The 20,085-nt window shown below is 70.0% G+C and carries 23 protein-coding genes, 3 pseudogenes and 1 riboswitch; of the genes and pseudogenes, 12 read left to right on the top strand and 14 right to left on the bottom strand.

Features of this window, described 5'->3' with window-relative positions:
• Window positions 1-87: 87 nt before the first annotated feature.
• Together OG609_RS03325 and OG609_RS03320 are read left to right on the top strand one after the other, a co-directional pair.
• Window positions 88-903 carry a GNAT family N-acetyltransferase gene (locus OG609_RS03325; RefSeq protein ID WP_327271363.1) on the top strand — a complete coding sequence of 272 codons (816 nt, stop codon included), beginning with the start codon at window positions 88-90 and terminating at the stop codon, window positions 901-903.
• Entirely contained in the window at window positions 900-1,835 is a 936-nt protein-coding gene (locus OG609_RS03320) for a lysophospholipid acyltransferase family protein (RefSeq protein ID WP_327271362.1), read from the top strand. Before OG609_RS03325 ends, OG609_RS03320 begins: the two co-directional genes overlap by 4 nt.
• On the opposite strand, the gene egtD is transcribed toward OG609_RS03320, so the two are convergent.
• The 4 genes from egtD to egtA are packed head-to-tail and all read right to left on the bottom strand — an operon-like array spanning window position 1,778 to window position 6,172.
• Window positions 1,778-2,740, bottom strand: coding sequence for an L-histidine N(alpha)-methyltransferase (egtD, locus tag OG609_RS03315; RefSeq protein ID WP_327271361.1), 963 nt, complete (start codon window positions 2,738-2,740; stop codon window positions 1,778-1,780). The two genes, OG609_RS03320 and egtD, sit on opposite strands and share 58 nt — an antisense overlap.
• Complete coding sequence (gene egtC / locus OG609_RS03310) at window positions 2,737-3,492, bottom strand: ergothioneine biosynthesis protein EgtC (protein ID WP_327271360.1); 756 nt, start codon at window positions 3,490-3,492, stop codon at window positions 2,737-2,739. The genes egtD and egtC overlap by 4 nt, the downstream gene beginning before the upstream one ends.
• Window positions 3,492-4,856 carry an ergothioneine biosynthesis protein EgtB gene (egtB, locus tag OG609_RS03305; protein ID WP_327271359.1) on the bottom strand — a complete coding sequence of 455 codons (1,365 nt, stop codon included), beginning with the start codon at window positions 4,854-4,856 and terminating at the stop codon, window positions 3,492-3,494. The genes egtC and egtB overlap by 1 nt, the downstream gene beginning before the upstream one ends.
• A complete protein-coding gene (egtA, locus tag OG609_RS03300; RefSeq protein WP_327271358.1) occupies window positions 4,853-6,172 on the bottom strand; it encodes an ergothioneine biosynthesis glutamate--cysteine ligase EgtA in 1,320 nt (439 codons plus the stop codon). Before egtA ends, egtB begins: the two co-directional genes overlap by 4 nt.
• Before the next feature lie 150 nt (window positions 6,173-6,322).
• Between egtA and OG609_RS03295 the strand changes: the two genes are divergently transcribed.
• Window positions 6,323-7,159, top strand: a complete 837-nt coding sequence (locus tag OG609_RS03295; protein WP_327271357.1) for a TIGR02452 family protein — start codon at window positions 6,323-6,325, stop codon at window positions 7,157-7,159.
• Here the strand turns inward: OG609_RS03295 and OG609_RS03290 are convergent.
• From OG609_RS03290 to OG609_RS03280, 3 genes are all read right to left on the bottom strand, one after another.
• On the bottom strand, window positions 7,144-7,611 hold the full coding sequence (locus tag OG609_RS03290; protein WP_327271356.1) for a type II toxin-antitoxin system PemK/MazF family toxin: 468 nt from the start codon (window positions 7,609-7,611) through the stop codon (window positions 7,144-7,146). The two genes, OG609_RS03295 and OG609_RS03290, sit on opposite strands and share 16 nt — an antisense overlap.
• Window positions 7,612-7,760: 149 nt before the next feature.
• The gene (locus OG609_RS03285) at window positions 7,761-9,275 is read right to left on the bottom strand and encodes a flotillin family protein (RefSeq protein WP_327271355.1); all 1,515 of its coding nucleotides are present in this window, start codon (window positions 9,273-9,275) and stop codon (window positions 7,761-7,763) included.
• A 138-nt stretch (window positions 9,276-9,413) separates the two neighbouring features.
• The gene (locus OG609_RS03280; RefSeq protein WP_093897988.1) at window positions 9,414-9,632 is read right to left on the bottom strand and encodes a hypothetical protein; all 219 of its coding nucleotides are present in this window, start codon (window positions 9,630-9,632) and stop codon (window positions 9,414-9,416) included.
• A gap of 49 nt (window positions 9,633-9,681) precedes the next feature.
• On the opposite strand from OG609_RS03280, the gene OG609_RS03275 reads away from it, so the two are divergent.
• On the top strand, window positions 9,682-10,704 hold the full coding sequence (locus OG609_RS03275; RefSeq protein ID WP_327271354.1) for a LacI family DNA-binding transcriptional regulator: 1,023 nt from the start codon (window positions 9,682-9,684) through the stop codon (window positions 10,702-10,704).
• Window positions 10,705-10,775: 71 nt separating this feature from the next.
• Entirely contained in the window at window positions 10,776-11,057 is a 282-nt protein-coding gene (locus tag OG609_RS03270) for a hypothetical protein (RefSeq protein ID WP_327271353.1), read from the top strand.
• A 103-nt stretch (window positions 11,058-11,160) separates the two neighbouring features.
• Here OG609_RS03270 and trxA read toward each other — a convergent pair whose 3' ends face one another.
• The gene (gene trxA, locus OG609_RS03265; RefSeq protein ID WP_327271352.1) at window positions 11,161-11,532 is read right to left on the bottom strand and encodes a thioredoxin; all 372 of its coding nucleotides are present in this window, start codon (window positions 11,530-11,532) and stop codon (window positions 11,161-11,163) included.
• A gap of 115 nt (window positions 11,533-11,647) precedes the next feature.
• On the opposite strand from trxA, the gene OG609_RS03260 reads away from it, so the two are divergent.
• Entirely contained in the window at window positions 11,648-13,090 is a 1,443-nt protein-coding gene (locus OG609_RS03260; RefSeq protein ID WP_327271351.1) for a dihydrolipoyl dehydrogenase family protein, read from the top strand.
• On the opposite strand, the gene OG609_RS03255 is transcribed toward OG609_RS03260, so the two are convergent.
• Together OG609_RS03255 and OG609_RS03250 are read right to left on the bottom strand one after the other, a co-directional pair.
• Window positions 13,075-13,245 (bottom strand): hypothetical protein, encoded by a 171-nt coding sequence (locus tag OG609_RS03255; protein WP_327271350.1) that lies wholly within the window; start codon window positions 13,243-13,245, stop codon window positions 13,075-13,077. The genes OG609_RS03260 and OG609_RS03255 overlap by 16 nt on opposite strands.
• Before the next feature lie 101 nt (window positions 13,246-13,346).
• A complete protein-coding gene (locus OG609_RS03250; RefSeq protein WP_327271349.1) occupies window positions 13,347-13,940 on the bottom strand; it encodes a histidine phosphatase family protein in 594 nt (197 codons plus the stop codon).
• Window positions 13,941-14,062: 122 nt separating this feature from the next.
• Window positions 14,063-14,155: riboswitch (adenosylcobalamin (AdoCbl) riboswitch) on the top strand.
• Between the two features lie 45 nt (window positions 14,156-14,200).
• Here OG609_RS03250 and OG609_RS03245 point away from each other — a divergent pair.
• Together OG609_RS03245 and OG609_RS03240 are read left to right on the top strand one after the other, a co-directional pair.
• A complete protein-coding gene (locus tag OG609_RS03245; RefSeq protein WP_124720415.1) occupies window positions 14,201-14,416 on the top strand; it encodes a CbtB domain-containing protein in 216 nt (71 codons plus the stop codon).
• Window positions 14,417-14,444: 28 nt separating this feature from the next.
• Complete coding sequence (locus OG609_RS03240; protein ID WP_327271348.1) at window positions 14,445-15,218, top strand: CbtA family protein; 774 nt, start codon at window positions 14,445-14,447, stop codon at window positions 15,216-15,218.
• 132 nt (window positions 15,219-15,350) lie between these two features.
• On the opposite strand, the gene OG609_RS03235 is transcribed toward OG609_RS03240, so the two are convergent.
• The gene (locus OG609_RS03235; RefSeq protein ID WP_327271347.1) at window positions 15,351-15,851 is read right to left on the bottom strand and encodes a GNAT family N-acetyltransferase; all 501 of its coding nucleotides are present in this window, start codon (window positions 15,849-15,851) and stop codon (window positions 15,351-15,353) included.
• Window positions 15,852-15,984: 133 nt separating this feature from the next.
• Here OG609_RS03235 and OG609_RS03230 point away from each other — a divergent pair.
• Window positions 15,985-16,665 (top strand): annotated as a pseudogene (locus OG609_RS03230) (TetR/AcrR family transcriptional regulator).
• Here OG609_RS03230 and OG609_RS03225 read toward each other — a convergent pair.
• Complete coding sequence (locus OG609_RS03225) at window positions 16,662-17,027, bottom strand: tetratricopeptide repeat protein (protein WP_327271346.1); 366 nt, start codon at window positions 17,025-17,027, stop codon at window positions 16,662-16,664. The pseudogene OG609_RS03230 and the gene OG609_RS03225 sit on opposite strands and share 4 nt — an antisense overlap.
• Before the next feature lie 178 nt (window positions 17,028-17,205).
• On the opposite strand from OG609_RS03225, the gene OG609_RS03220 reads away from it, so the two are divergent.
• The gene (locus OG609_RS03220) at window positions 17,206-18,171 is read left to right on the top strand and encodes a pirin family protein (RefSeq protein ID WP_327271345.1); all 966 of its coding nucleotides are present in this window, start codon (window positions 17,206-17,208) and stop codon (window positions 18,169-18,171) included.
• Between the two features lie 300 nt (window positions 18,172-18,471).
• Here OG609_RS03220 and OG609_RS03215 read toward each other — a convergent pair.
• Window positions 18,472-18,696: pseudogene (locus OG609_RS03215) on the bottom strand (hypothetical protein); the annotation flags it as partial.
• Window positions 18,697-18,699: 3 nt separating this feature from the next.
• Here OG609_RS03215 and OG609_RS46010 point away from each other — a divergent pair.
• Window positions 18,700-19,200, top strand: coding sequence for a phosphotransferase family protein (locus OG609_RS46010; RefSeq protein WP_442817932.1), 501 nt, complete (start codon window positions 18,700-18,702; stop codon window positions 19,198-19,200).
• A 67-nt stretch (window positions 19,201-19,267) separates the two neighbouring features.
• A pseudogene (locus OG609_RS03210) lies at window positions 19,268-19,411 on the top strand (IS110 family transposase); the annotation flags it as partial.
• A gap of 22 nt (window positions 19,412-19,433) precedes the next feature.
• On the opposite strand, the gene OG609_RS03205 reads toward OG609_RS03210, so the two are convergent.
• Window positions 19,434-20,054 (bottom strand): hypothetical protein, encoded by a 621-nt coding sequence (locus OG609_RS03205; RefSeq protein WP_327271342.1) that lies wholly within the window; start codon window positions 20,052-20,054, stop codon window positions 19,434-19,436.
• Between the last annotated feature and the right edge of the window lie 31 nt (window positions 20,055-20,085).

The raw sequence follows: 20,085 nt of genomic DNA, 5'->3' as shown, positions 1-20,085 counted from the left end.
CCGGTCACGGAAGAAGTAAGGGGCCGGGCTTCGCAGCAGTGCGTAGGCCCGGCGGCCGCCCTTGCCGATCCGTCCCCGGAGACCGTCATGAACGCGCTGCCCGTCACCTCTCTCCCCGCCGCCCCCGTTGTTCCCGCTCAGCCCGTCCCTTCCGCCCCGTCGCGCTACCGGGTGTCCCTCGCCGTCGACCAGGAAGACGTACGTGCCGCCCAGCGCCTGCGCCATCAGGTTTTCGCCGGAGAGCTCGGCGCCAGGCTGGACGGAGCCGAACCCGGTCTGGACAGCGACGCGTTCGATGCCTACTGCGACCATCTGCTGGTACGGGAGGAGACCACCGGCGACGTCGTCGCCACCTACCGCCTGCTGCCGCCCGACCGGGCACGGATCGCCGGGCGCCTCTACGCGGAGAGCGAGTTCGACCTCGGGCGGCTCGGACCGATCCGCGAAGACCTGGTCGAGGTCGGCCGGTCCTGCGTCCACCCGGCCCACCGGGACGGCGCCGTCATCGCGCTGATCTGGGCCGGACTCGCCCGCTACATGGAACGCACCGGGCACAACTGGCTGGCCGGCTGCTGCTCGATACCCCTCGCCGACGGTGGCATCGCGGCGGCCGGGGCCTGGGAAACCGTACGGACCAAGCACCTGGCACCCGAGGATCACTGGGTCACCCCCCACCGCCTCTGGCAGCCCACCGCCGGATCCGCAGGAAGGGGAGACGCGCCCACCGGACTCACCACGCTCCCTCCCCTTCTCCGCGGCTATCTGCGACTGGGTGCCTGGGTCTGCGGGGCGCCCGCGTACGACCCCGACTTCAACGTCGCCGACCTGTACGTACTGCTGTCGCTGCGCCGCACCGACCCGCGCTATCTGCGCCACTTCCTCGCACTCGCCCCACTGCGATGAACCCGTGGCTGCCCACCTCACCCTGCACCCCGCTCACCTGCGCAGGTCACGACGGACGCACGCGGGGCCGCGCGGCGGCCGTGGTCCTGCTGCTCGCCGGGTGCGCGTTCATTCTGGCCGGGGTGCTGGGTGCCCCGTTCGTGCTGCTGCTCGGCTCGGTACGGCGGGAGCGGTTGATCCGGCTCTGGGCGTACGGGGTCGTGCGGGCCTTCGGGATACGTGTGCGGGTCATCGGCACACCCGGGGCAGGCGCACCGGGCACGCTCGTCGTCGCGAACCACATCTCATGGCTGGACATCCCGCTCGTCGCGGCCGTGTTCCCCGGCCGGATGCTGGCCAAGAGCGAGATACGGAACTGGCCGCTTCTCGGCCGGCTCGCCGTCGTCGGCGGCACGCTCTTCGTCGAACGTGAACGGTTTCGCGCACTGCCCACGACCGTGCGCGACATCGCGGCGGCACTGCGCGGCGGTTCACGGGTGGTCGCCTTCCCGGAGGGCACCACCTGGTGCGGGCGCGGCGGCGGGCGGTTCGGGCCTGCCGTGTTCCAGGCCGCGATCGACGCGAACGCCACCATCCAACCGGTACGCATCACCTACCGCACCGCTCCACCGCGCAGCACTGTCGCCGCCGGCCGGACGGGGCCCGCCGTCGCTGCACGTGCGGCCGGTGAGGGCGGCCGGTCGCCCGGCCACGAGCGCGCCGCTCCGGCGGAGCACACGGCCCCGGCCGGTGCGGCGGCGTTCGTCGGCGACGATCCACTCATCGCCTCACTGTGGCGGGTGGTGACGGCGGCCGGGCTGATCGCGGAGATCCGCGTCCTGCCGCAGATTCCGGCGGGCGACTGCCCCGACCGCCGCACCCTGGCCCGTCTTGCTCAGACCGCCGTCGCCAACGACAGCGCGAACCGGTCCCCGGAGTCCGTCCACCACTGATCCATGCTCAGACCGGCCGCGGCGAGTTCGGCCCGGATGCCCTCCTTGCGGAATTTGGCCGACACCTCCGTACGCACCTCCTCGCCGGCCTCGAAGGCCACCACCAGATCCAGATCCGGGACCTTCACCGTGAGTGCCTCGCGGGCCCGCAGTCGCATCTCGATCCACTCCCGCTCCGGGTCCCAGAGCGCCACGTGATCGAAGTCGGCCGGGTCGAAGTCCGCGCCCAGCTCCCGGTTCACGACCCTGAGGACGTTCTTGTTGAACTCTGCCGTCACCCCGGCCGCATCGTCGTAAGCGGCGACCAGCGCCTTCTCGTCCTTCACCAGATCCGTGCCGAGCAGCAGCGCGTCGCCGGGGGAGAGCAGCGACCGGACCGACTTCAGGAACACCGACCGCTCGTCGGGCAGCAGATTGCCGATCGTCCCGCCCAGGAACGCGATCAGCCGCGGCCCCGGGGTGCCGGGCAGCGCCAGACCGCCCGTGAAGTCGGCGATCAGGGCGTGCACGCAGAGGTCGGGCCGCTGCGCGAGCAGGGCCTCGGCGGCGCCGTGCAGCGCGCTCTCGCTCACATCGACCGGCACATAACTGTGCAGCGCGGGCAGCGCGTCCAGCAGGTGCCGGGTCTTCTCCGACGACCCCGATCCCAGCTCGATCAGGGTCTGCGCCCCGGACGCCGCGGCGATCTCCTCGGCGCGGTCGATCAGGATCTCGCGCTCGGCGCGGGTCGGGTAGTACTCGGGAAGCCGGGTGATCTCCTCGAACAGTTCACTGCCGTGCGCGTCGTAGAACCACTTGGGCGGCAGTGTCTTCGGGTGCCGGGTCAGGCCGTGCAGCACATCGGCGCGCAGCGCCGCGTCCGTCGCGTCCGCCGGCAGGGTGCGGGTCAGCAGAAAGGGACTCACTCAGTGGGCTCCTTGAGCGGGGTCAGCAGAACTTCGGCGCGGGTCGCCGTCAGCAACGTCCGGTCGGGGACCGTGCGCCAGTGCGGATCGTCGTCGTACGGCTCCGAGGCCACGACCGTGCGCAGGCCGGGCTCGGCGAGATACCACAGGGTGTCTCCCCAGGCCGTCGCCACGATTGTGGTGCCATCGGTGAGCAGCAGATTCAGCCGCGATTTTGGCGCCGCGGCTGCCACGTCGAGCACGGTGTCGGCGACGGCCTGCGGCAGTTCGTCGCCGTCGGCGAGGCGGTGTCGTACGAGGGCCCAGATCAGGGCCGAGTCGCAGCGGGCGGTGAGGGTCAGCAGTTCGGCCGGGGGCAGCGCGGCGGCGAGTGACGCCAGGGACCGAGGCCAGCCCTTCACCGCGCCGTTGTGGCTGAACAGCAGCCGTCCGGCGGCGAACGGCGCGGCCGCCGCCTCGCCGTCGGCGCCCGCCTCCGTGGCGTCACGCACCGCGGCGAGCAGCGCCGCACTGCGCACCACTCTGGCCAGATCGGCGAACGTCTGGTCGCCCCAGACCGGGCCCCGGCGCCGGTATCGTCCGGGCACCGGATCGCCGTCCGCGTACCAGCCGACGCCGAAACCGTCTGCGTTGACGGTCCCATGCCGCTGGTGTCTCGGCGCCCAGGACTGGCGCACCAGGCTGTGGGGCGGTCGTGCCAGCACCTCGCCGAGAGACACCGACGGTCCCAGATAGGCGATATGACGGCACATCAGAGATCCCTCGCGGTACGGAATCCGGAGAAGATCTGGCGCCGCACCGGCAGGTCCCAGTTGCGGAACGTCCCCCGGCACGCCACCGGGTCCACGGCGAACGAGCCGCCGCGCAGCACCTTGTGTGCCGGTCCGAAGAACACCTCGGAGTACTCGCGGTACGGGAACGCCGCGAAGCCGGGATACGGCAGGAAGTCGCTCGACGTCCACTCCCATACGTCACCGATCAACTGCCGTACGCCGAGTGGCGACTTGCCCGCGGCGTACGCCCCCGCAGGTGCCGGCCGAAGATGGCGCTGACCCAGGTTGGCCCGCTCGGGAGTCGGGTCCTCGTCGCCCCACGGGTGGCGCAGCGAACGACCCGTCGCCGGGTCGTGGCGTGCCGCCTTCTCCCATTCCGCTTCCGAGGGCAGCCGGCGCCCTGCCCAGCGGGCGTATGCGTCCGCCTCGTACCAGCTGACATGGAGCACCGGCTCGGTCTCGGGGACCGTCTCGGTCACTCCGAAGCGGCGGCGCAGCCACTGACCGGCGTCCCGGTGCCAGAACAGCGGAGCGGTCAGTTCGTGCTCGCGGACCATGGCCCAGCCCTCGGGGGCCCACCAGCGCCGCTCGGTGTAGCCGCCGTCCTCGACGAACCCCTGGTACGCGCCGCAGGTGACCGGGGTCGTGTCGATGAAGAAGTCCGGTACGTCGCGCACATGGGCCGGGCGTTCGTTGTCGAGAGCCCACGGCTCGGTGGACGTACCCATGGTGAACGGGCCGCCCGGGACCAGTACTTCGGCAGGGAGACCCGCCGCGTCGGCGGGTGCGGGCGGCGGAACCGGCGCGGTCAGAACGGCAGGTCCCGATCTCAGCTGATGGGTGATCAGCATCGTTTCGTCGTGCTGCTGTTCATGCTGGGCGATCATGCCGAAGGCGAACCCGGCCCGCACCAGCGGGCGGTCACCGTGCAGTGCCGTGCCGTCGAGTACGTCCAGCGCGCGACCACGTACCTCCGCGGCGTAGGTACGGGCCTCGGCAGGCGCCAGCAGCGGCAGCGAGGGGCGGGACGCCCGGGGATGCTCGAAGGCGTCGTACAGCCCGTCGATCTCCGGGCGCATCGCCTCCCGACCGGCCACCCCGCGCAGCAGCCACAGCTCCTCCTGATTGCCGATGTGCGCGAGGTCCCATACCAGGGGGGACATCAACGGCGAGTGCTGGGCGGTCAGTTCATGGTCGTCCACGCTGTCGGTGAGAAGTGTGGTGCGTTCACGGGCGGTGAGCAGCGCAGCGAGGGCCCGCTGCCGGAGCGCTTCGGTGTCCGCCTCGTCCGGAGCGGCGGTGCTGTGCGGACCGGAAGTGGCGGGCGTGGGGGAGTCGGTCATGAGCGGGGCCCCTCGAAGTGATGGCCCGAATCACCCGCTGAACCCGGCGCGAGCAGTTCGGGAAGATCGTCGGCCGGACATCGGCCCCGGGCGACGAAGCGGTCGTTGAAGTCCGCCACCGCCTCCTGCACGGCCGTGGTCGCTCCCATCCGGGGCAGCGCCTCCAGCGCGAGTTCGAAGCAGGTGATGGCCGCCGACCGCAGTTCGGGATCGGTCAGGCCGTCGCGGGCGGCGCCCACCCAGAGCGGATTGCGCGGCGCGGGCCGTGGCCCGGCCGTCTCGGCCAGTGGTTTGACGGTGCGGTACACGGTCTCGGCGGCCTCCGGGTCGTCGAACAGGGCAGTGGTGACGGCGAGCGGCACCAGCCACCCGTCCGCGCCGTGCTGCGCGTCGATCATTCGCAGCTCAAGATGTCCGCGCGGGCGCACGGGCGGAAAGAGGGTGCTGATGTGGTAGTCGAGGTCGGCGCGCACCGGTGGTCTCGGCGTGCCGGTGCGGATCCAGTCGCGGAAGGTCAGACCGTCCGGCACTGCCCATGGCTCCTCGTCGTCCCGGATGCACATCACCGGGGTGTCCAGGACATGCGTGGCCCACGCGTCGCGCGGCGGCAGACAGCCGGGCGGTGCCAGGGACCGCCATGGATCGAGGTCGGCCCAGAGCGACTGCCGGGTGGACCGCCACGGTGTCGGGCGGCCGAACTGGAACGGCGAGTTGGCGAACACCGCTACCAGCACCGCGCCCAGCAGATGGGACAGCTGCCAGCGCCGCCCGTAGCCGAGCGGACCCGGTTCCTCCTCTCCTGCGTCCAGACATACCTGGACGGACGCGGTGGTGCACATCATGGCGCGGCCGGCCGGTCCCGACCGGTCGAACGAGATCTCCATGGCGTCGTAGCGGGGCTCGTGCAGAAGACGGCGCGGTGGATGCCACGGATCGACGCCGAGACCCACCGGTGCGAGATCCACCCGGTCCAGGGCGTCACGTACCGCGTTGAGATCGGCGGCGGTGGCATCGATGCACGCCATCAGGGAGCCGGCGGGGCGCGAGCTGAGCTCCAGCTGGCCGCCGGGTTCGAAGGTGAGCGCCGCACTCAGGGGCAGGGCCCGGAGGATGTCGGCGGCCGCGTCGAGACGGTGGTGGGGGACAGGGACGCGGGGCTGATCCCGGTGGTGAATGAGCCATTCGAGTTCAACGCCGACCGTTCGGGGCGGTCCGGTCTTGAAGCAGATGCAGCGCAGTAAATCCTCCGCCTCGCCCTCGCCGAGGGGCGGGTCCTGGCCGGGCGGACCGTGCTCTCCGGGTGTGTCGGATGACATGCCGGGGCCTCCTTCTGCTCGGTTCGTCCGTACCAGCCAAACCCCTACGGGGAGATCGCACAAGAGTGCCCCTGTGCGTCGGAAATACGGTTGCATCCATGCCGCTGGAGCGCAGAGCATGCCCCGTATGCACCACACGGGGGAGTACCGATGAGCGCACGGCTGCGCGGCATCGCGCGAGAGACCGAAGCCATTGTCGAGGCCGGCCGCTACCGCACGCGGGAAGGGCGTGAGGTGAGCATCGAGCCTGCGCTGACCACCGCATTGTCGGGCACCAGGCTGTACGGTCCCGAGCCGGTACCGGTCGCGGCACTCGACTTTGACCGCACGCCGGTCGTCGAGGTCACCGACGAGAGCAGCCTGCAGGCGGCGCGGCGGATGGCCGGCGAAGGGCCCGGCGAGATCGCTGTCCTGAACTACGCCTCCGCCCGCAATCCCGGAGGCGGCTATCTCAACGGCGCACAGGCCCAGGAGGAAGCCCTGTGCCGTGGCTCCGCCCTGTACGCCACGCTGCTGCGCGCCCCCGACTACTACGCCCACCACCGCACAGAACGCAGCGCCTTCTACACCGACCGGGTGATTCATTCACCGGGTGTACCGGTGTTCCGCGACGACCGGGGGCGGCTGCTCGACACTCCGTACGCCGCGGGCTTCCTCACCTCCCCGGCACCCAACGCCGGAGTCATCCGCAGCCGCGCCCCCGAGGACGCGCACCGCATCCCCGCCGCGCTCGCGTCCCGGGCCGAGCGGGTGCTGGAGGTCGCGGCGGTGGGCGGGTACCGCAGGCTGGTGCTGGGCGCCTGGGGCTGTGGTGTGTTCCGCAATGATCCGGCAGAGGTGGCCGGTGCGTTCCGGGCGCTGCTGCTGGACGACGGCAGGTTCGCCGGGCACTTCGAGCAGATCGTCTTCGGCATCCTCGACCGCAGCCCCGAATCCGCCACCAGGTCCGCCTTCGCCCGGACGTTCGGCGGTCAGTTCCAGTCGTAGCGTTCCCGCATCCGGCCGACGACAGAATCGAACCGGTCCCGGTCCAGAGCGCACGCCTCACGCCGCATCCCGTCCTCGTGCACCCGCAGCACCCGGTCCAGATCGACCCAGGACGGGCGGCCCGAGCTGTCCCACGGTCCGGCCCCGAGCGCCACCCACTCGCGGTCCCGGTCGTGCTGCTTGCTGGAGAGCTGCACGGCGAGCAGCGTGCCCGCCGCCTCACGGGCCACCACCAGAACCGGACGGTCCTTGCCGCGCCCGTCGTTCTCCTCGAACGGCACCCACGTCCAGACGATCTCGCCGGGGTCGGGGTCGCCGTCCCGGTCGGGGGCGTACGAGGTGCGGACCGGGCCCACGTCGCGCGGGTCGGCCTCGGATGTGGCGGTCGCGCCGGTGCGGCCGGGGAAGGCGGCCGGACCGTCGGTGCTGTCGTCACGGTGCTGGATGGTCATCCCCACACCGTAGGACCTGCACGGCCCGTTCCACGGAGCGGGGCCGGTGAACGGGCAGCAGGCCGCACCCTCGACTTCGAGGACCGGAGCTGCGGCCGGTGCTTGCCCCGGGCTGAGGGGCGTGCACCGGCCACAGCCGACGGGACCGGTCAGGAAGGCGTGCCGTCCTCCTGATCACCCGTCACCGCAATGTGCTGCTTACGCGGCGAGGGCGTAGCGGCCGGCGTGACTCCGTCGACCTTGGACGCCGGTTCTGCCGGGCTGTCCTGACTCATCGTGGACAGCAGCTGCCGGGCCAGTCCGAGGCCCGTGCCGCCCATCGTCAGCGCCTTCGCGAACATGTCCGACATGCCGTCGGCCCCGTTCAGCAGCACCATGTGGTCCACACTGCTGAAGGCGCCCGCGCCCGCCTCGACGATCTCCGGCCACTTCTCGGCCAGCTGCTGGGCGACCACCGCCTCCTGGTTCTCCGCCAGGGCCGCGGCCCTGGCCTTGATCGCCTCCGCCTCTGCGAGGCCCTTGGCACGGGTCGCCTCGGCCAGTGCCAGCCCCTTGGCCTGGGCCGCGGCGGCCTCCGCCTCACCCGTCGCCCTGGTCGCCGTCGCGGCGGCGGCGCCGCGCGCCTTCGTCGCCTCGGCCTCCGCGAGCGCCGCCGTCTTGACCCGGTTGGCCTCCGCGACCGCGGCGAGCTCCGTCTCCCGCGCCTTCGCCTCGGCCGCCGAGATCCGGGCGTCGCGCTCGCCCTCGGCCAGGGTGCGCTTCTCGTACGCCTGGGCGTCCGCGGGCTTGCGCACATCGGCCTGCAGCTGCTGCTCGCGCCGCTGGGCCTCCAGTTCGGCGACCCTGGTCTCCTGAACCACGACCTCCTGCCGCGCCGCCGCGTCGGCCAGCGGACCCGCCTGCCGGGAGCTGGCCGCGGCCTTGTCGCGCTCGGCCTGATACCCGGCCTGCAGGATCTCGCTGTCGCGGGTCGCCTCCGACATCCGGGCGGCGGCCTGCTGCTCCGCCTCGGTGGCCCGCCGGTTGGCCTCGGCCTGCGCTATCCGGGCATCCCGCTGCACCGCCGCCGCATGCGGCATCGCCAGGTTCTTGATGTAGCCCGTCGGGTCCTCGATCTCATGGATCTGGAGCGAGTCGACGATCAGCCCGAGCTTCTCCATCTCGGTCCCGCACGCCGCCCGGGTCTGCCCGGTGAGCTTCTCCCGGTCCCGGATCATGTCCTCGACCGTCAACCCGCCCACAATGGAACGCAGATGACCGGCGAACACGTTGTGCACCCGCTCCGACATCATTTTCTGCTGGTCGAGGAAGCGGCGGGCCGCATTGGCGATCGACACGAAGTCGTCGCCCACCTTGAAGATGACGACGCCCCGCACCCGCAGCGGAATCCCCTGATGCGTGACGCAATCGACCGACAGCTCGGTCTCGTTGAGATCCAGGGACATCTTCCGCACCGCCTGGACCCCGGGCAGGACGAGCGTGCCATGACCAGTGACGATCCTAAATCCCATGCCCTGCCCGAGACCCTCGGTCTTGTGCTTGGAACCGGAGATGACGAGGGCTTCGTTCGGCTCGGCCACTCGCCACATCAGCTTGAACAGGCCGATCAACACAATGATGGCGGCGAGTACGAGACCCGCCGTGACGCCGATGACCATCGGCATGCGCCCCCTTATCGCAGTGCCCCGTCGGCACCGCTGAACAGGGGGAGTCTTCTCCTGCTCGCGGCGGTGGAGAAGACGCGTGCGCAACCTTGCCGAATTCTTGACGACGAAAGGTGTGAAGACCCTCCCGCCGGGGCCTCAACTACCGTATGCGCGAGCCACATACACCGTCCGCGGCGGCAGATACTCGATCACCGTCACCACCGTGCCGGGCTCGATGCGTTCCTTCGCGGAGGCCGGATGCGCGAGGAAGTGCTCGGCGCCGCCCCGGATCCGTACGATCACCTCGCCCACCAGTCCCGGCCCCACCGTCCCGGTCACCCGGCCGATCAGTCCCACCATCGAGGAGTCATCCATGCCCCGGAGCGTACCCACGCCGCACAGGTCTGGAAGACTGCCCGACGCCATGAGCCAGTTACCGAACCAGCCCACCGAAGGCCCCGTCCCGACCAGTGCCGATGTAGCACGGCTCGCCGGCGTCTCCCGGGCCACCGTGTCGTACGTACTGAACAACAACGTGTCCGTGCGGATCAGCGAACCCACCCGCCGCCGGGTCAGGGAAGCGGCCACCGAACTCGGCTACGTACCGCACGCGGCGGCCCGCAGCCTGCGTGCCGGACACACCCGCATGGTGCTGCTCCCCACCATGAACTTCCCGGCCGGCCCGCTCCACCACCGCTTCTTCCACCAACTGGAATCCGGGCTGCGCCGCCTCGACTACACCGTGGTCCAGTACGGCAGCACCGGCCTGGATGCCGAGGACGCGCCACGCGCCTGGGCCGAACTCCGTCCCGTCGCCGTCATCGCACCCGGCACGATCGCCCTCACCCCGCAGGGCATATCCGTACTCAGGCGATCCGGAGCCAAGGCCGTGATCACCCTCGGGCCCCGTCCGGTGGCTGGTGCCCATGCGCTGGTCATGGACCAGCGGGAGGTCGGCAGCTGTGCGACCGGACATCTGCTGGAGCGCGGCCGGCGCCGCATCGGCGTGGTCATGCCCGAGGAAAGCGGCCTCGGCCTGTTCGCCGAACCCCGGCTGGCCGGAGCCCGGCAGGCCGCACTGAGCCACGGAGCCCGTATCGAACCGCTGCCGTTGCGGTACGAGGAGGAATCGGCCGCCCGGCTGGCCGCCCGCTGGCGCACCATGGGCCTCGATGCAGTGTTCGCATACAACGACGAATACGCGATGCTCCTGATGCGGGCCCTTCAGGACGCGGGCATCGAGGTACCCCGCGAGACGGCCGTGGTCGGCGCCGACGACCTGATGCTCGGCAGACTGCTGCGGCCCCGGCTCAGCAGCGTGCGGATGGAGCTGGCCACGCCACAGCCGCTGGCGGACCTCGTCGACCGGCTGGTGCAGCACCCCGGCGGTGCCCCCGAGCGCCACGACCTGCTGCGGGCTCGGACGGTCCACCGCGAGTCCAGCTGAGCCGCCGACTCCGCACGGTGCAGCAGCGCGGCAACGTGCGCACCGCGCGCTGCTTGCCTAGCGTCATGACCATGAGTCATCCGCAGAGTTACGAGATCCTGCTGGTCCCCGGATTCGCCGAGGACACCACTGACGCCGCCGAGCCCGGCGGCGCCATCCGTTCGGCGGTCGTGGCGGCGACCGGTGAGACGGGGGCATCGGGCTACCCCCGGTATTCGGGCGAAGGCATCGTGGCGGACATCGACCCGGCGACGCGCACGGTAGAGGCCCTGCTGGTCGACGGGGCCGAGCTGGACTACGGCCTCTCGGTCCGGATCAAGGAGAAGAACGCCGAGGACAAGGCCGACAGCTGAGGCCGGGCCGCCCGTTTCCGGCTGTGGAAGGCCGCGGAACGCCACGGAGAGAGACCCGACCGGTGTGGTCGGGTCTCTCTGCCTGCTCATGTGCGCGCGGAGCCTACTTCTGTTCCTTCTGCTGATCCTCGATGGACTTGCGGACCTCGTCCATGTCCAGCTTCCTGGCCTGCCCGATGATGTCCTCCAGCGCCGCCTCCGGCAGCGCCCCGGGCTGGGCGAACACCGCCACATTGTCCCGGACGATCATCAGCGTGGGAATGGAACGGATCTCGAAGGCCGCTGCCAGCTCCTGCTGCGCCTCCGTGTCGACCTTGGCGAAGACCAGGTCGCCGTGGCGCTCGGACGCCGCGTTGTAGACCGGCGCGAACTGCCGGCACGGGCCGCACCAGGAAGCCCAGAAGTCGATCAGGACGAAGTCGTTGTCACTGACGACCTGATCGAAGTTTTCCTTGGTGAGCTCAACGGTGCTCATGCTCTGCTACCTCTTCCTGTGCCCGTTCGGACCTGTCCGACACAACCGTGCCTGTACTTGCGCTATTCCGCCTGCCCATGTGGCCGCCGCGCACACCCACGACCAGACTGTCCCCATGACAGATGCTTCCCTGAACACCGAGTACGACGTCGTGGTGATCGGAGCAGGTCCGGTGGGTGAGAACGTCGCCGACCGGGCCCGTGCCGCCGGGCTGAGCACGGCGGTCGTCGAGGCGGAACTCATCGGCGGCGAATGCTCGTACTGGGCCTGCATGCCCAGCAAGGCCCTGCTGCGCCCGGTCGTCGCCCGTGCCGATGCCCGCCGAGTCCCCGGCCTCAGCGACGCCGTGCAGGGACCGCTGGACACGGCAGCGGTCCTCGCCCACCGTGACGAATACGCCTCGCACTGGAAGGACGACGGACAGGCCGCCTGGCTGGAGGGCGTCGGAGCGGACATCTACCGTGGCCAGGGTCGGCTCACCGGTAAGAAAACGGTCTCCGTCACCGCCCCCGACGGCACGGAACACCGGCTCACCGCCCGGCAGGCCGTCGCCGTCTGCACCGGCAGCCGCGCCGTCGTCCCCGCCCTGCCCGGCATCGACGGGGCCCGCCCCTGGACCAGCCGGGAGGCGACGAGCGCCAAAAAGGTACCCGGCCGCCTCGTGATCGTCGGTGGAGGCGTGGTCGGTACGGAGATGGCCACCGTCTGGCAGGCCCTCGGCGCCCGGGTGACGATGCTGATCCGCGGCAAGGGACTCCTGCCGAAGATGGAACCTTTCGCGGGCGAGCTGGTCGCCCGGGCACTGACGGAGGCGGGCGCCGACATCCGTACCGGAGTCTCGGCGACTTCCGTACGGCGCGCGGTCCCGGACGGCCCGGTCACCGTGGATCTGAACAACGGAGAGCGCGTCGAGGCCGACGAGATCCTTTTCGCCACCGGCCGCGCCCCGCGCACCGATGACCTCGGCCTGGAAACGGTGGGACTGAAGCCCGGCTCCTGGCTCACCGTCGACGACAGCTGCCGCGTCGACGGCACCACCTGGCTCTATGCGGTCGGCGACGTCAACCACCGGGCGCTCCTCACGCACCAGGGCAAGTACCAGGCACGCATCGCGGGCGCCGCGATCGCCGCCCGCGCCGCAGGTGTGCCGCTGCTGGAGACCGACCGCTGGGGTGCCCACGCAGCCACCGCCGACCACGCGGCCGTCCCCCAGGTCGTCTTCACCGACCCCGAGGCCGCATCGGTCGGCCTCACCCTCGCCGAGGCCGAGGAGGCCGGCCACCGCGTACGCGCCGTCGACCACGACCTCGCCGCGGTGGCGGGCTCCGGCCTGTACGCGGACGGCTACCGAGGCCGCGCCCGCATGATTGTCGACCTCGACCGGGAGATCCTGCTCGGTGTCACGTTCGTCGGGCCGGGCATCGGCGAACTGCTGCACTCGGCGACGATCGCGGTCGCGGGCGAGGTCCCCATCGACCGGCTGTGGCACGCGGTGCCCGCGTATCCGACGATCAGCGAGGTCTGGCTGCGCCTGCTGGAGGCCTACCGGGACGCGTAGGGCCCGGCCCGCCCGTCTCCAGCAGCTCCCCCGGGCGGGGCGGCATCCGTACCGATCGTGACGACGGCCGCGAGCAGCGCCTTCGTGTGCGGATGCCGCGGCGCGTCGAACACCTCCTCGGCCGCCCCCTCCTGCACCACCTGAGCGTCCTTCATCACCGGTATCCGGTCACTGATCCGCCAGACCCCCGGTAGATCGCGTGAAACGGACCACAGGCGGCACGTCAGTTGTTCATACCGTGGGCCACGGGAGGGCGTCAGTCCCCCGGAGCGGGGGACAGCGGCTGCCCACAGTGCAGGTTCCACCGTCCGGAGCGGCCGCTGAGCCCGGTCAGCGTCAGCGGGGCGACGTCCAGCCGCCAGAACGCCTCCGTCGGGAGAGCGAGCGCCCCTACGATCACCGCCCGCACCACCGCAGGCTCGACGACCCCCAGCACACGGCCGCCCTCGTCGCCGTACAGGGGCTGGAGGGCATCCAGCCAGCGGCCGACCCTGGCGCAGAACTCCAGCAACGGTTCGCCGCCGTGCGGAGCCGCCGAAGGATCGGTCATCCAGGCCGACACCGCCTCCGGCTCGCTCCCGCTCACCTCCTCCAGCCGCTGTCCGTTCCACCGGCCCATGTCCCAGCCGCCGAGCGCGAGTTCGTGCTCGGCGTGCAACCCCAGTGCGTCGGCGGTCCGGGTGCACCGTTCGGACGGCCCGCAGACATACCGGTCGGCCGCAGGCACCGCTGCCGCAGCGGTCCTGGCCCGCCGGACCCCGACCGCGTCGAGCGGCGCATCGCCGTCGAAGCGGGCCTCGCGCAGCGCGGCGTTGAGCGCCGGTGAGATCAACATCACCTTTATCGTCATGACCGGGTCAACTCCCTGAAGTCTGGCCCCTCAAGTGCACCCACCATGGCATCCGGCCGTTCCGGCCCCGCCGACGGCACCATGGCCGTGCCTGCTCCCAGGCGGTATCGTCCGATGAGCATGACGAAGTGTGACGGAAGTCCGGTGAGAATCCGGCACGGTCGCGCCACTGTGAACCCGTACCCGTACGGGAAGTCAGACCCAGCACCTTCGTCTCAGGCACCACGAACGGGACGCGTGTTCCCTCAGGAGGTTCTGCCATGGCACAGACTGCTGCCCCCGCCACCGCCGTACCGGCAATCACCCCCATCTCCCTGAAGGCCATTGCCCCTTGGGCGGTCTTCTTCGGCATCCTCATGCTCGTACTGCTGTACTTCGTCGGCGCCGAGCAGGGCGCCACCGCGGTCATCTCCGGCGAAGGTGTCCACGAGTGGGTCCACGACGGCCGCCACCTCCTCGGTTTCCCCTGTCACTGACGTACCGTCCGATCCAGGGGAAATCCTCATGAACTCCATATCTGTCAGAGCCCTGCTCGTCCGCGGCATGCTGGCCGGCCTCGCCGCGGGCGCGCTCGCTCTGGTCGTCGCCTACTTCCTCGGCGAGTCCCGGGTGGACGCGGCCATCGCCCTCGAAGAGGCGCACAGCCATGACCACGGCGGCGGCGGGGAACTCGTCAGCCGCACCATGCAGTCCACCGCCGGCCTTGCCACCGGTGTGCTCGTCTTCGGTGTGGCGATCGGCGGCATCGCCGCCCTCGTCTTCTGTTACGCACTCGGCCGGATCGGCAGATTCGGCCCGCGGGCCACGGCCGCCCTGATCGCGGGTACGGCACTGCTGACGGTGTACATCGTGCCGTTCCTGAAGTACCCGGCCAACCCGCCGGCCGTCGGCAACCCCGACACGATCGGCCGACGCACCGCCCTGTTCTTCCTGATGGTCGCCCTCAGTGTGCTGCTGGCCGTCGCTGCCGTCATCTGCGGCAAGCGGCTGGCTCCACGCCTGGGCAACTGGAACGCGACGATCACCGCATCCGCCGCCTACGTCGTCGTGATCGGGGTCGCCTACGCGTTCCTGCCCTCGTTCAACGAGGTCGGAAAGGACTTCCCGGCCGGCCTGCTGTGGGAGTTCCGCCTGGCCACGCTCGCCGTGCAGGCCACTCTCTGGATCACCTTCGGCCTCGTCTTCGGCTGGCTGACGGAACGGCTTCTCGTGCCGAGTACCGACTCCGTCAGGACCGGGAACGGTGCGGCGAACCGGGCTGCCACCGCGGCCGGCTGACCGACGCACCACTGACAACCGGAAGACATCGGAACCCGCCGGGAGTTTCCCGGCGGGTTCCGTCGTCCCGTAATGCGCGGCCGAGCCGGTGCCTACGTACCCGCAAGGGGCCGGGCGACCGGGGACTCACTCCTACGCCCGCTGATCCCAGTCGATCCGGTAGTGCTTCAGCTGCGCGTCCTCCTTCACCAGGCGCATACCGACGGCTGTCATGACGTGCTGCGACGCGAGGTTGTCCAGATCGGTGTCGCCGTGCACGCAGCTCACACCCTGGTCGCGGGCGAACAGGAGCAGTGCGCGCAGCGCCTCGGAGGCGTAACCCGTGCCTTGAGCCGAGGGGACGAGGCCGTAGCCGATCGTGACGTGTCCGTTCTCGTCCGGAGCGCCATGGAATCCCAGCCCGCCGATCACCTCTCCGTCGTCGCGGCGACGTATCTCGTACGAACCGAAGGGGCTGGGATCACCCGACGTCGCGCATGTGTGGAGGAAGCGCTCGGCCGCGGCCATCTCACCGGGGGACGGGTATCCGGGCGCCCAGCGGGCACCGTCTCCCGGCTTGCCCGCCATCACCTGCAAGGCATCGGAGGCGCTCATCAGCCGCAGGAAGAGGCGGGGAGTCTCGAGGTCGGTCATGACCGAGTGAAGTATCACGCGGGACGGGCGGAAGGCATCCGGATTGTCCGACGGGAGCGTCCGAAACGGGCGGGCACCCCGGCGAGGTCCTGCAGAGACCTTGCAGGGCGCGGGGTAGCGCTGGAGCAGGCGCCTGGTCGCGGAATCCCCGAACGGGGACATCTCCACCCGGGCCGTGTGCGAGGCCGCGCAGGTGGGCGCCCCGGCGCGCTACCGCCACTTCGGCGACAAGGAAGGCTTGTTGTCCGTGGTGGTGGACCACGGCTTCGACAAATACTTGGCGACCAAGCGACAGCGTGGCGAGAGCACGGACCCCATCGAGGATCTGCGCAACGGCTGGGACAGCCACGTCGAGTTCGCTCTGCGGAACCCCAGTCCGTACCGGCTGATGAATTCTCCGGCCATGCGTACACCACCGGCCGCGGCCCTTGAGTCCTACCGGATCCTCACCCGGGACCTGGAAACGGGCCGCGGCTGTGGGCCGGCTGCGCCTGACCCCCGATCCGGCCGCACAGATGGTGATGTCGGCCAATGTGGGCATGGCGCTGATGCTCGTCGCCCGCTCCGCGACCTTCGGCGACGCGAGCGTGTCACGGCGGGGACGGGACGCCGTGCACGCCGCGGCCTTCACCCCGGATGTGTCCGGCGCCTACGCCGACGACACGGGGGCCGCCGTGTCCGAGGCCCACGTGCCGTCCAGCGCGGCCCGGCTGAACGCGCTGCTGCGGCGCCGGATCCAGAACTCAGCGCGGCCGAGGGCGTCCTCCTGACGGGATGGCTGAACCGCCTGTCGAACGCCCCATGCGACCGCTAGAGCCCTGTCCGGTCCGCGTCGAAGTCCAAGTCCCCGGAGAACGCCGCCGCCATCCGCAGATGACCGGTCGCCTCCGCGCTCCGCCCCTGGCGCTCAAGCGTGCGGCCGAGCATCAGCCGCGCGTAGTGCTCCACCGGGTCGCGCTCCAGAACCGCCCGCAGCTCCGTCTCGGCCCTGCCGAGCCGAGCCGAGTGGTAGTAGGCCCGGGCCAGCAGCAGACGCGGGGAGACCTGCTCCGGCGCCTCCTCGACCAGACCTTCCAGAATCCGGGCCGCAGTCATGTACTCCTTCGCTTCGAAGAACATCTGCGCACGGTCCCAGCGGTCGGCGGAAGTACCGAACTCGAAATAGGTGTCGCTCACTTGACCTCCTCGTTCACGGACCGTCCCGGGATCGCTCCCGGCCCTGTCCAGCCACTGGCCCGGCCATACGCTCAGCCGTGCACCACTCACCCGAACATGGCACACTGGTTGAATATTCCACTAAATTATCGGCGTGGGTACCGGCACCCCGGGCCCGCACGGGAATAGGTTGAGCGCCATGAGCAATCTCGATCGCCAGGCCGCAGTCTCCGTCTGTGGAGGACGGGGCTTCGTCGTCGCCGAGCCTGTACGTGAACTCCTCACCCCGCGCCATGTCCGGCTGGGTGAGTCCACCGAGGTCCGCAGACTGCTGCCCAATCTGGGTCGCCGGATGGTCGGCGCATGGGCCTTTGTCGATCATTACGGCCCCGACGACATCGCCGGCGAACCAGGGATGCAAGTACCGCCCCACCCCCACATGGGCCTGCAGACGGTCAGCTGGCTGCACGACGGCGAGGTCCTGCACCGGGACAGCCTCGGCAGTCTCCGCACGATCCGCCCGCGCGAGCTGGGGCTGATGACCTCCGGCCGGGCCATCAGTCACTCCGAGGAGAGCCCGAAGTCGCATGCGAGGTTTCTGCACGGCGCCCAGCTCTGGGTCGCCCTGCCGGACGCCCACCGCCATGTCGAGCCGCACTTCCAGCACCACACCGAACTGCCGACCGTCACCGCCCCCGGCCTCGCCGCCACCCTGATCCTGGGCGAACTCGACGGCGCCACTTCGCCCGGCACCGCGTACACCCCGATCGTCGGTGCCGACCTGGCCCTGTCCGCCGGCGCCGAGGCTCGTCTGCCGCTCGACCCGGACTTCGAGTACGCGGTGCTCTCGATGTCCGGCCAGGCCGAGGTCGACGGCGTACCCGTGCTGCCCGGTTCCATGCTCTACCTCGGCTGCGGCCGCACCGAACTCCCTCTGCGCGCGGACACCGACGCGGGCCTCATGCTCCTCGGGGGCGAGCCCTTCGAGGAGGAGATCGTCATGTGGTGGAACTTCATCGGGCGGTCCCAGGAGGAAATCGAGGAGGCCCGGCAAGCGTGGGCGGAGGGCTCCCGCTTTGGTGAGGTGCACGGCTACGACGGCGGCCGGCTGCCTGCTCCCGCGCTGCCGCCGGTGGCGCTGAAACCACGGGGACGGGTGCGCTGACCTGGGGTGATGCGCCCTCCGACGCTCCCCGTTGCGTGCGCTCTCTGCGTCCCTTCGCCGGTACGGCGGGGGAACGCAGTTGTGCCTGCCGTGGGTCGGTTCCGCGGGCGGTCGGCAGTTGCACGTGTTGGCACCTGTGACCAGGTCTGATCAAACACGTGCTGACCCTTTGCTGACCTTACTGATTCGTAATCAGGTTGGTGGGGTCAACGAACCGCCGGTGCCGGCCCTGCCCGGCTAGTGCTCCCAGTGGGTGCTCGCGCGGTGCGAATCCGGGTAGTGAGCGCACTGGCTGCCTCGCTACAGTCGCTTTGCCTTTGACGGCCTCGCTGCGGCGTGACGCACCCTTTGCATTCCGGATTGCTCGCGGAAATCACCCAGGTGTGGGCGGTACTGGATCTTCTTGAGGCTGCGTTTCACGGCGGTGGCCAGCTGGTCGAGGATTGCGGCGGCGAGGTTGCCGATGGTGCGTTTCACCAGCGACCAGATGCCTTCCTGTGGGTTGAGGTCGGGTGCGTACGCGGGGAAGTGACACGGGGCGCATCCCCAGCGCTGAGTATCTCGGCCGCCTTCTTCGGCAACTACGTCAGATTCCCCAACCACCCATCACACTGCCGAAGTGGACGCCACTCACTTCCTTCACCCAGACACTTGCGCACGCGAACTCAGTGCCCGACCCCCAGAAGGACTGGGTCGCCACACGCGCACGAGCTCATTGCCGCCTTCGAGGAACTTGACTACGCCTTGGCCCCCGGCCTCGTCCACGGTGACGCATACCTCGGCAACTGCCTCTGGGACGGCGACCATGCGCTCCTTGGCGACCGGGATGAGGCTGCCATCGGGCCACGGGAGGTTGACCTTGCCAACTACCAAGGCCGGCGATTCGGAAAGCGTATGGGTAAGAAATCTCAAGCCGGCCCGGTCTACCCATGCTCATCCGCATCCGCGACATGCACACACGCGGCTCGGACATCCGCCGCGCCGGCATGGGGAACGCAGCAGCAGCCCACGAACTCGGTCGGAGATTAGCCACTCTTCAACGAGGTGACAGTGCGGCAATCTGGAAGGCGGCTTGAGCAGCTCCTGATTGGGCAAACTCGCCGAGACCGTAGTCGGAGCGGCTCGGTCCCGGCTCACCGCGCTGCCCGGCGAGAGGCCGGCGGCCGCGGTGGTGGCTCGCCTGGCGAAGGGCGTGATGGCCCTCGATGAGGAGATCTCCGAGCTTGACGCGCTCACTGAGGGGTCGTAGGCCGTCCTCGCCCTCACCACGCCTCAAGCTGAAGTTGAGAAAGACTCCGGGGCCGCGCTATTCCTGCTGTTCCCCCCTCCCATGACGGGTCCTCCCAGGACGGGTCCTCCCAGGACGGGTCCACGGGGACGTTCCAGCCTCTCAGCATGGCCAAAATCTCCGCCCGGGTCTTCGGCCGGGCGAACCGGAAGGCGCGGTCGAGTACTTCCCTGCTCTTCAAAAAGAATTCCACGAAAGTGAAGTAGGCCGTATCCACCAGCCAGCCACTGGGGTCCTCCTCAAGCCCCTCGATGAACTCGAAACAACGCGCCAGGAAGTCCTCTGCTTCCGCATCGATCTCCGGAGATTCCATCAGGGGTTGAAACAGAGGGTAAGTGAGCACTTCGGACAGGAGCGTTCCCGGGTGGGAGTTGACCTGGTCCCAGTGAGTCACCTGCGACACACGCAGGCCGTGGCGCTCAGCTGCCTTGTCGAAATAGGGCTCAACTTCCGGGAGCAGCCGCATGAGATGCGTGACCAATTCATCGGAGGAGATTCCTTGCATGTTCATACTCCTTCGTATTGTGCTGAATAATACTGCGCCACCGGCCAGGAGCTTCTCCCGGCCGGTGGCGCGCGTCTGGTAGGCGGTCATTTGCCGCCGCTTGGTGAAAATCCGGGGGCTG

The sequence above is a fragment of the Streptomyces sp. NBC_01224 genome, from assembly GCF_036002945.1.
GTDB lineage: Bacteria > Actinomycetota > Actinomycetes > Streptomycetales > Streptomycetaceae > Streptomyces.
Note: the sequence above shows the minus strand (reverse complement) of the source record. Positions and strands in the feature narration are given on the sequence as shown.

Coding starts and splice junctions, on each gene's coding strand:
- OG609_RS03325 (WP_327271363.1), top strand. CDS start 88: ATGAACGCGCTGCCCGTCACCTCTCTCCCCGCCGCCCCCGTTGTTCCC.
- OG609_RS03320 (WP_327271362.1), top strand. CDS start 900: ATGAACCCGTGGCTGCCCACCTCACCCTGCACCCCGCTCACCTGCGCA.
- egtC (WP_327271360.1), bottom strand. CDS start 3,492: ATGTGCCGTCATATCGCCTATCTGGGACCGTCGGTGTCTCTCGGCGAG.
- egtB (WP_327271359.1), bottom strand. CDS start 4,856: ATGACCGACTCCCCCACGCCCGCCACTTCCGGTCCGCACAGCACCGCC.
- egtA (WP_327271358.1), bottom strand. CDS start 6,172: ATGTCATCCGACACACCCGGAGAGCACGGTCCGCCCGGCCAGGACCCG.
- OG609_RS03295 (WP_327271357.1), top strand. CDS start 6,323: ATGAGCGCACGGCTGCGCGGCATCGCGCGAGAGACCGAAGCCATTGTC.
- OG609_RS03290 (WP_327271356.1), bottom strand. CDS start 7,611: ATGACCATCCAGCACCGTGACGACAGCACCGACGGTCCGGCCGCCTTC.
- OG609_RS03285 (WP_327271355.1), bottom strand. CDS start 9,275: ATGCCGATGGTCATCGGCGTCACGGCGGGTCTCGTACTCGCCGCCATC.
- OG609_RS03280 (WP_093897988.1), bottom strand. CDS start 9,632: ATGGATGACTCCTCGATGGTGGGACTGATCGGCCGGGTGACCGGGACG.
- OG609_RS03275 (WP_327271354.1), top strand. CDS start 9,682: ATGAGCCAGTTACCGAACCAGCCCACCGAAGGCCCCGTCCCGACCAGT.
- OG609_RS03270 (WP_327271353.1), top strand. CDS start 10,776: ATGAGTCATCCGCAGAGTTACGAGATCCTGCTGGTCCCCGGATTCGCC.
- trxA (WP_327271352.1), bottom strand. CDS start 11,532: ATGAGCACCGTTGAGCTCACCAAGGAAAACTTCGATCAGGTCGTCAGT.
- OG609_RS03260 (WP_327271351.1), top strand. CDS start 11,648: ATGACAGATGCTTCCCTGAACACCGAGTACGACGTCGTGGTGATCGGA.
- OG609_RS03255 (WP_327271350.1), bottom strand. CDS start 13,245: ATGAAGGACGCTCAGGTGGTGCAGGAGGGGGCGGCCGAGGAGGTGTTC.
- OG609_RS03250 (WP_327271349.1), bottom strand. CDS start 13,940: ATGACGATAAAGGTGATGTTGATCTCACCGGCGCTCAACGCCGCGCTG.
- OG609_RS03245 (WP_124720415.1), top strand. CDS start 14,201: ATGGCACAGACTGCTGCCCCCGCCACCGCCGTACCGGCAATCACCCCC.
- OG609_RS03240 (WP_327271348.1), top strand. CDS start 14,445: ATGAACTCCATATCTGTCAGAGCCCTGCTCGTCCGCGGCATGCTGGCC.
- OG609_RS03235 (WP_327271347.1), bottom strand. CDS start 15,851: ATGACCGACCTCGAGACTCCCCGCCTCTTCCTGCGGCTGATGAGCGCC.
- OG609_RS03220 (WP_327271345.1), top strand. CDS start 17,206: ATGAGCAATCTCGATCGCCAGGCCGCAGTCTCCGTCTGTGGAGGACGG.
- OG609_RS03205 (WP_327271342.1), bottom strand. CDS start 20,054: ATGACCGCCTACCAGACGCGCGCCACCGGCCGGGAGAAGCTCCTGGCC.